This window comes from Streptomyces sp. ATLC9, from assembly GCF_057196705.1.
In genome coordinates, this window is record NZ_JBXUOY010000361.1 from 1 (window position 1) to 4440 (window position 4440).

3 protein-coding genes are annotated in these 4440 nt (G+C 70.6%); 1 reads left to right on the forward strand and 2 read right to left on the reverse strand.

From position 1 onward, the window contains the following. Nucleotides 1-102: 102 nt before the first annotated feature. Together AC2CJA_RS24575 and recD2 are read right to left on the reverse strand one after the other, a co-directional pair. Nucleotides 103-1419, reverse strand: coding sequence for a citrate synthase (locus AC2CJA_RS24575; RefSeq protein ID WP_484604872.1), 1317 nt, complete (start codon nt 1417-1419; stop codon nt 103-105). Nucleotides 1420-1539: 120 nt separating this feature from the next. Then, nucleotides 1540-3762, reverse strand: coding sequence for an SF1B family DNA helicase RecD2 (gene recD2, locus AC2CJA_RS24580; protein WP_484604873.1), 2223 nt, complete (start codon nt 3760-3762; stop codon nt 1540-1542). 421 nt (nt 3763-4183) lie between these two features. Between recD2 and AC2CJA_RS24585 the strand changes: the two genes are divergently transcribed. Then, entirely contained in the window at nt 4184-4420 is a 237-nt protein-coding gene (locus tag AC2CJA_RS24585) for a hypothetical protein (protein ID WP_484604874.1), read from the forward strand. Nucleotides 4421-4440 lie beyond the last annotated feature (20 nt).

The window sequence follows — 4440 nt, forward strand, 5'->3', positions numbered from 1 at the left end:
GCTCGCACCTCGAAGGTGCGAGCAGGGCCCGCGGTTGTCCGTACGCGCCGCCCGGGCGGCGCCGGTCGCCCCTTCAGACGTCCCGGCCGCCCGGAAGCCCGCTCAGCGATGCTCCACCGGAACGTAGTCGCGCTCGACGACGCCGGTGTAGATCTGGCGCGGTCGGCCGATGCGGGAGCCCGGCTCCTTGATCATCTCGTGCCACTGGGCGATCCAGCCGGGAAGGCGTCCGAGCGCGAACAGCACGGTGAACATGGTGGTCGGGAAACCCATGGCCCGGTAGATCAGACCGGTGTAGAAGTCGACGTTCGGGTAGAGGTTGCGCTCGACGAAGTAGTCGTCGGCCAGCGCGTGCTCCTCCAGCTTCAGCGCGATGTCCAGCAGCTCGTCGGACTTGCCGAGCGCGGAGAGGACATCGTGCGCCGCCGCCTTGATGATCTTCGCCCGGGGGTCGAAGCTCTTGTAGACGCGGTGGCCGAAGCCCATCAGCCGGACGCCCTCCTCCTTGTTCTTCACCCGGCGGATGAAGGAGTCGACGTCACCGCCCTCGGCCTTGATGCGCTCCAGCATCTCCAGCACCGACTGGTTGGCGCCGCCGTGCAGGGGACCCCACAGGGCGCTGATCCCGGCGGAGATGGAGGCGAACATGTTCGCCTGGGAGGAGCCGACCAGGCGCACGGTGGAGGTCGAGCAGTTCTGCTCGTGGTCCGCGTGCAGGATGAGCAGCTTGTCCAGGGCGTTGCTGACGACCGGGTCGAGCTCGTACTCCTCGGCCGGGACCGAGAAGGTCATGCGCAGGAAGTTCTCGACATAGCCCAGGTCGTTGCGCGGGTAGACCACCGGCTGACCCACCGACTTCTTGTACGCGTACGCCGCGATGGTGGGCAGCTTGGCGAGCAGCCGGATGGTGGACAGGTGCCGCTGCTGCTCGTCGAAGGGGTTGTGGCTGTCCTGGTAGAAGGTGGACAGCGCGCTCACCACCGAGGAGAGCATCGCCATCGGGTGGGCGTCCCGGGGGAAGCCGTCGTAGAACCGTTTGACGTCCTCGTGGAGCAGGGTGTGCTGGGTGATCTCGTTGCGGAAGCCGGCCAGCTGGTCGACGGTGGGCAGCTCCCCGTTGATCAGCAGGTACGCCGTCTCGAGGAACGTGCCGTGCTCGGCGAGCTGCTCGATCGGATACCCGCGGTAGCGGAGGATGCCCTTCTCCCCGTCGAGAAAGGTGACCGCCGACTTGTACGCGGCGGTGTTGCCGTAACCGGAGTCCAGGGTCACCAGACCGGTCTGGGCGCGCAGCTTGGAGATGTCGAAACCACTGTCACCGACAGTGCTGTCGACCAGCGGGAAGCTGTACTCGCCGTCCCCGTACCGCAGTACTACTGCGCCATCGCTTTCACGGTGTTCGCTCACGTCATCCCTCACCGACGTAGTGCCTCATCTTCGAGTGCCCTGTCCTCGTCCCACTGTCTCCCATTCGGTGCAGTGCGGTGCACTCGGGGTCGGCCAGCAGGCCCGCAGGTGGCACGGAGTGCCTCCGGAAAGTTACGCGGGGTGCGGCGTGCCGCGCAATCGGTGGTCCAGGGCTGTGCAGCGCCGTCCCGCGGAGACCGTCCGCACGGCCTGGCCCAGGGCCCTGCGCGAACCCACCAGCACCACGAGGCGCTTGGCCCTCGTCACCGCCGTGTAGATGAGGTTGCGCTGGAGCATCATCCAGGCGCCGGTGGTGACCGGGACGACCACCGCCGGGTACTCACTGCCCTGGGAGCGGTGGATGGTCACGGCGTAGGCGTGCGCGAGTTCGTCCAGTTCGTCGAAGTCGTAGCCCACCTCCTCGTCCTCGTCGGTGCGCACCGTCAGCCGCTGCTCCTCCGTGCTCAGCGCGGTGACCACGCCCACCGTGCCGTTGAAGACCCCGTTGGCTCCCTTCTCGTAGTTGTTGCGGATCTGAGTGACCTTGTCACCTACCCGGAAGACCCTTCCGCCGAAGCGCTTTTCCGGAAGGTCGGGCCGGGCGGGGGTGATGACCTGCTGGAGCAGTCCGTTGAGCGTGCCCGCGCCGGCGGGGCCCCGGTGCATCGGCGCCAGCACCTGCACGTCGCGGCGCGGGTCGAGGCCGAACTTCGCCGGGATGCGCCGGGCCGCCACGTCGACGGTGAGCCGGCCGGCCTCCTCGGTGTCGTCCTCCGCGAAGAGGAAGAAGTCCGGCAGCCCCTGGGTGATGGGCGGGACCCCGGAGTTGATCCGGTGGGCGTTGGTGACCACGCCGGACTGCTGGGCCTGCCGGAAGATCCGCGTCAGCCGCACCGCCGGGACCGGGCTGCCCTCGGCGAGCAGGTCGCGCAGCACCTCGCCCGCCCCCACCGACGGCAACTGGTCCACGTCTCCCACCAGCAGCAGATGGGCGCCCGGCGCCACGGCCTTGATCAGCTTGTTGGCCAGCAGCAGATCCAGCATGGACGCCTCGTCGACGACCACCAGATCGGCGTCCAGCGGCCGCTCCCGGTCGTAGGCGGCGTCCCCGCCGGGCCTGAGTTCCAGCAGCCGGTGGACGGTGGAGGCCTCCGCCCCGGTCAGCTCCGACAGCCGCTTGGCCGCCCGGCCGGTGGGCGCGGCCAGCACCACCTTCGCCCGCTTGGCCCGCGCCAGCTCCACCACCGACCGCACGGTGAAGGACTTGCCGCAGCCGGGCCCCCCGGTGAGCACCGCCACCTTCTCGGTCAGCGCCAGCCTCACCGCTTCCCGCTGCTCGGGGGCCAGCTCGGCCCCGGTGCGTCCCGCCAGCCAGGACAGGGCCTTCTCCCAGTCGACGTCGCGGAAGGCGGGGATGCGGTCCTCCTCGGTGCGCAGCAGGCGCAGCAGCTGGGCCGACAGGGACAGCTCGGCTCGGTGGAAGGGCACCAGGTAGACCGCCGAGACCCGCTCGCCCGGGTGCTCCGGGTCGGGGACCTGCTCGCGCACCACCCCCTCCTCCTCGCCCGCCAGCTCACCCAGGCAGTCGATGACCAGGCCGGTGTCCACCTGGAGGAGCTTGACGGTGTCGGCGATCAGCCGCTCCTCCGGCAGATAGCAGTGCCCCTGGTCGGCCGACTGCGACAGCGCGTACTGCAGTCCGGCCTTCACCCGGTCGGGGCTGTCGTGCGGGATGCCGACGGCCTGCGCGATGCGGTCGGCGGTCAGGAAGCCGATGCCCCACACGTCGGCGGCCAGCCGGTAGGGCTGGTTGCGCACCACCGAGATCGAGGCGTCGCCGTACTTCTTGTAGATGCGCACCGCGATCGAGGTGGACACGCCCACCCCCTGGAGGAAGACCATCACCTCCTTGATCGCCTTCTGCTCCTCCCACGCCGCGCCGATCAGCTTCGTCCGCTTCGGGCCGAGGCCGGGCACCTCGATCAGCCGCTCCGGCTCGTTCTCGATGACCTCCAGGGTCTCCAGCCCGAAGTGGTCCACGATCCGCTCGGCGATCCTCGGGCCGATGCCCTTGATCAGACCGGAGCCCAGATAGCGCCGGATGCCCTGGACGGTGGCCGGCAGGACCGTCGTGTAGTTCTCCACGGTGAACTGGCGGCCGTACTGCGGGTGGGAGCCCCAGCGGCCCTCCATCCGCAGCGACTCCCCCACCTGTGCGCCGAGCAGCGAGCCGACGACCGTGAGCAGCTCGCCGCCGCGCCCGGTGTCGACGCGGGCGACCGTGTAGCCGTTCTCCTCGTTGGCGTATGTGATCCGTTCGAGTACGGCCTCGAGTACGGCGGGCTGGAAGGACATGTCACAGACGGTAGCGCCGGGGACCGACAACCGGAACGCCCGGCCTCGGGTCCGGCCGCGGAGGCGGGCGCGGGCGGCGCGGAACGTTACGAGGGGTCCGGCCTGTGCGGCCGGACCCCTCGTGCCCCCCGCCGGTCTCACCCTCCCCCCGAGATCCCTCCCCGGTTCCGACCGACACCGGCTATGACCCTCGGAGGGCCGGAAGGGTTGCACGGCGGAACAGGATTTTTTCCACCGGTGCTCCCGCGCTCTCCCCCGCGACGGGCACCGGAAGTGGAATCGGCCCGGGTCCGGGTACCCGGCAGGCGCTCCCCCGGGGGCTCTCCGGTCCGGGCCCGCCCGACGGCTCCACCGGAGCCCTCCGGCGGACGGGAGCGGCGGGATACGACCGTGACGGCATTCGACAGTGAGGAGAGGTCGCATGAGCGGGTGGACGCCATCCCAGGCCGAGGGCGAGCGGGACGACGAGGAGGGCATCGACCAGTCACGCGGGCTGCACGAGCGGCACGAGGCCGCCTCCGGGCGGGCCTCCGCGGAGAAGGGCGGCCCGGAGAAGGCCGCCGGCGCCGCGGAGAGGGGCTCGGCCGCCGGCCCCTCGCAGGCCGAGGGCGACAAGGGCGCGGAGGGCGCCGAGCAGGACCGCGGCGGCGCACGGTGACGCCGCCGTCGCCTCCCGCG

What these genes read in the sequence shown, in the direction of transcription:
- recD2 (WP_484604873.1), bottom strand. Translation starts at nt 3,762, where the DNA reads ATGTCCTTCCAGCCCGCCGTACTCGAGGCCGTACTCGAACGGATCACA.
- AC2CJA_RS24585 (WP_484604874.1), top strand. Translation starts at nt 4,184, where the DNA reads ATGAGCGGGTGGACGCCATCCCAGGCCGAGGGCGAGCGGGACGACGAG.